Annotated in this window: 3 protein-coding genes; all 3 read right to left on the bottom strand. The window is 65.1% G+C overall.

The window, feature by feature from the left end; all coding sequences use genetic code 11:
- On the bottom strand, positions 1-355 hold a 355-nt coding region (gene rraA / locus A5777_RS11890; protein ID WP_064862792.1), incomplete at its 3' end, for a ribonuclease E activity regulator RraA.
- Between the two features lie 60 nt (positions 356-415).
- Positions 416-1,306: an alpha/beta fold hydrolase gene (locus A5777_RS11895; protein WP_064862793.1), complete on the bottom strand. Its 891-nt coding sequence runs from the start codon at positions 1,304-1,306 to the stop codon at positions 416-418.
- Positions 1,307-4,400, bottom strand: a 3,094-nt coding sequence (gene lysX / locus A5777_RS11900) for a bifunctional lysylphosphatidylglycerol synthetase/lysine--tRNA ligase LysX (protein WP_064862794.1), incomplete at its 5' end; no start/stop codon positions are given. It lies immediately after the preceding gene.

Below are 4,400 nucleotides of genomic sequence, written 5' to 3' on the forward strand. Positions count from 1 at the left end.
CCTTCACGCCGATCTCCATTCCACCGATGGTCTTGGCGTCGCGAATCGCGCCGTTCGCGATGATCCCGACCCAGCCGTTCGACCGGCCCAGCTCCGCGATGATGTCGCCGACCAACGCCGTGTGCACCGAGGCATCACCGTCGATCACCAGCACACCGCCGGGGTTCGACTCCCCGAGGATCGACTTGAGCAGGGCGTTGTCCTGAAAGCAGCGGACCGTCGTCACGGTTCCGACGAACTCACGGACCCCGCCGTACTGGGTGAACTGGAGATCGCAACTACGGACGTCTGCACCGATCTCGTCGACGAGGTCGGCCGTGGGAGTGAAAGTCAGCTCTGCCATGACGTACAGCATAGGTGTGACGCGCGGTCATGGGTACCTCAGGTTACCGGGCGGTAAGAAGCGCGCTCTCGATCAGCGCAACTGATCGATCGCGTCCGCGATCTCGTCGGGAACCTCCAACACGACGAAATGGCGCGAGACGATCGGCACCAGCCGACCACCGAGCATGCGCGCGTAGCGGGCCTGCTTCCACAGCCAGAAGCTCTGCCACGCCTTCGGCCCGGAAAGCGCGGCGACCACGATCACCGGAACCCGGGGCATCGGATGGCTCTTGCGCATGCGACGCAGCGACGCGTTGATCGCCGGGAAGGCCGCGTTCTCCACCATCGTGGCGAGCAGCATCGGCCAGTTACCGAAGACCCTCGCTGCCCAGTAGTGCTCGTGATCGTAGAACCCCTCCGGGGGCCTGGGTAGCACCACAGTCCGTACTCGCGAGAATCCGCGCCCCGGAAGGCGAAACCGCTCCGTGACTCCTCTCGCCGTGTCGATCATCTTGTGCGCGTTGTCGATTCGCACACCGAGCGGTACCACCCGCCACGGCAGGAGTACATACGAGCCGTCGAGCATCGCAACCGCCGCAGTGCGCGACGGATGGACTCGCGCGAAAGCCTCGACATACAGCGAGGCAACCGAATGTCCGACGATCGTCACAGGCTCCGCGATCCGCAGCGCATCGAGGACGCCCGTCATCCACGAGACCTCGAGCGCCAGGGTCAGCACACGACCTCGCGGAAGTTGTTCGGACAGGCCATATCCAGGGCGATCGAATCGAATCACCCGCCAACCACGCTCGACGAGTCGTGCGGCGAGATGGTCGAGATCGAACCAGTTACTCCCCATCGCAGCCATCAGCAGCAGTGGGCGCCCGACACCCTCGTCGACGACGTGGATGTGCTGGCCATCGACGTCGACGATCTGCCCGGGTGGCGGCCGATCGACCTCGCGACGACCGTCGGCCACCACTCAGCTCTCCTGCGGTTTGGCCAGCGGAAATGCCAGCGATTCGCGAATCGACTGACCCGTGATCAACATGACCACACGGTCGACGCCGACGCCGAGACCGCCGGTCGGCGGCATCGCGTATTCGAGTGCCTGCAGGAAGTCCTCATCGAGTTCCATCGCCTCCGGATCGCCGTCGGCAGCCAGAACCGATTGCGCGGTAAGCCTTTTACGCTGCTCCACCGGATCGGTCAGCTCCGTGTACGCGGTACCGAGTTCGACGCCCCACGCCACCAGATCCCACCGCTCGGCCACTCCCGGCTCGCTCCGATGAGCGCGCGTGAGCGGCGAGACCGACGTCGGGAAATCGGTGTAGAACGTCGGGAAAGTGGTGCGGTCCTCACCGAGATGCTCGTAGAGTTCCTGCACTATCGCGCCCGCGTCCCAGTCCGGACGGAACGCGATGTCGAGGCGCCTGCAGACCTCGCGGAGATGTTCCACCGACGTCTCCGGCGTGATCTCCTCATCAGCGCCCTCCGACACCACCCCGTAGACGGTCTTCACCGGCCACTGCCCGGAGATGTCGATGCGCTGCTCGTTACCCTCGTCGTCGTAGCGCACGATCACCGGCTCACCGTAGGCGGCGGTGGCCGCGAACTGGATCATCTCCCGCGTGAGATCGAGCATCTTCAGGTAATCACTGTGCGCCTCATAGGCTTCCAGGCTCGTGAACTCCGGATTGTGACTGAAGTCGACGCCTTCGTTGCGGAAGTTCCTGCCGATCTCGAACACCTTCTCCACGCCGCCGACGCACAACCGCTTGAGGTACAGCTCCGGTGCGATGCGCAGGTAGAGGTCGAGGTTGTAGGCGTTGATGTGGGTCGTGAACGGGGTCGCGTTCGCGCCACCGTGGATCTGCTGCAGTATCGGGGTTTCGACTTCGAGATAGCCACGGGCAGAGAGGAAGTCACGCAGCGACTTGACGACGACGCTCCGCGTGGCAAGCAACTGTCGCGAACGTGGATTGATCGCGAGGTCGACGTAGCGTTGCCGCACACGGGCTTCCGGGTCTGTCAGGCCCGCCCACTTGTCGGGTAGCGGACGCAGCGACTTTCCGATCATCGCCCAGCGATCCACAAGCACCGATACCTCACCCTTGCGGCTCGTACCCATGTCACCGTGAACCTCGACCAGATCACCGAGGTCGACGTCGGACGCGAAATCCCTTGAGCCGGAATCGAGTCGCGACACTTCGACCAGGATCTGCACCTGCCCGGACCAGTCATGGACGTCGGCAAAGACCACCTTGCCGAAGTCGCGCAGTCGCGTGATGCGCCCGGCGATCGACACCGGCGTACCTGCAGGCGCCGCGATGGCCTCCGCGATCGAGTGCGACGGCGGATCGGCGGGTGGATATGGGTCGACGCCGTCGTCGATCATCCTGTCCAGCTTGGCAAGTCGCACCCGGACCTGCTCCGGACGGTGGGCTGCGACGGCGTTCTGGGCCTCCGCCTCGGCGTCGAGTTCAGCGATCAACGCGTCGACATCGATGCCGGCGGGAATCGACGGCTGTCCCGCGGTGTACTGCTGCTTGCGGCCGAACCTTGGCAGCCTGACGAAGCCCTCGGTGACGACAGCCGCCAGCCCCGCTCGCGCGAGGATTCGGGTGTCCTCGAAGCAGAGGAAGCGAGGCTGCCAGTCGGGAAGGTATTTGGCGTTGGACCGGTAGAGCGACTCCATCTGAAAGAACTTGGAGCCGAACATCAGCACGGCGTAGCTCGCACGCATGACAGGGCCCGCGCCGATCTCCTGCCCCTTCTCGAACACGGCGCGGAAGGTGGCGAAGTTCAGCGAGATGTCGGTGATCCCGAAGTTCTCCGAGTCGCGGCACAGGTCGCTGACCATTGTCTCCACGACGCCGTTGATGCCGCTGCGATCGCGGCGCATCAGATCGAGCGAGACCCCGCGCTTACCCCACGGAACGAATGACAGCATCCCGACGACCTTCTCGTCGGGCTGTCCCTCGTTCAGGACCGCCTCCACAAGCAGGCAGTCACCGTCTGCGGGATCGCCGATTCGCGAGAGCGCCATCGCGAAGCCGCGCTCCTCCTCGGTGTCGCGCCAGGCGTCGGCCCGCGCGATCACGTCGGCCATCTCGGTCGGCGGAATGTCGCGGTGCCTGCGGATGCGGGTGGTGACGCCTGCGCGGCGCGTTCGTGTCACCGCCTGGCGCACGCCCTTCATGGTCGGCCCGCTGATCGTGTACTGGCGCGTGTGCAGGATCGCCTCGTCGCCGATGTTCAGCGAGGTGAACCCCGCGGCATCGAATGCTGCCGCGCCTCGCTCACTCGAACCCATCGCCGCGGGATGCCACCCGTAGCGCTCGCAGAGCACCAGGAATTCGGCGATCGCGTCCGGCCACGACTCTGGGTCGCCGATCGGATCGCCACCCACAAGACCCACACCCAGTTCGACACGGTAGGTGATCGCCGCGCGACCGTCGCGCGAGAAGACAACCGCTTTGTCGCGTCGCGTCGAGAAGTAGGCCAACGAGTCGTCGTCGTTGAATCGCGTGATCAGCGCCCGGATCAGTCGTTCGTCGGTCGCCGTCATCAGCGACTTGAGCCGCTGCGATCGGAAGAGCACCGACGCCGCGACGATCAGCGCGAGCGCACCGAACAGACCCAGTGCGCCATTGACCGGCGGATACGCGTGATGGCCGTCGAAAGTCCGCTGGTCGATCGCGGCGAACGCAACGACCCGGTTGAACGCGTAGGGCAGACGCTCGGAGCGTTCCAGACTGCCCGGGAACAGCCACACCAGCGCGAACCCGATGCCGGTTGCCACGACAAGTCCGACCACCAGCACCACGAGCGCGCGCAGTAGGGCGCCACGTCGAACCCTCGTGTAGAACTGCCGATACGTGACGAGCAGGAAGATCAGCGCGATGAGGTCGATACCGAGACCGATCACGATGTTCATGCGCTCGGCGTCGTCGACGTCGAAGTCGTCGGCGACCGGCTGCCACAACAGCACCGCGTTGCCCGCCATGAACAGCAGCAGGTAGATGACGCAGATCCACCACGCGATGCGCTTGCGCGCCGTCAGTGCGATGGCG

Source organism: Gordonia sp. 852002-10350_SCH5691597, assembly GCF_001665715.1.
GTDB classification, from domain to species: domain Bacteria; phylum Actinomycetota; class Actinomycetes; order Mycobacteriales; family Mycobacteriaceae; genus Gordonia; species Gordonia sputi.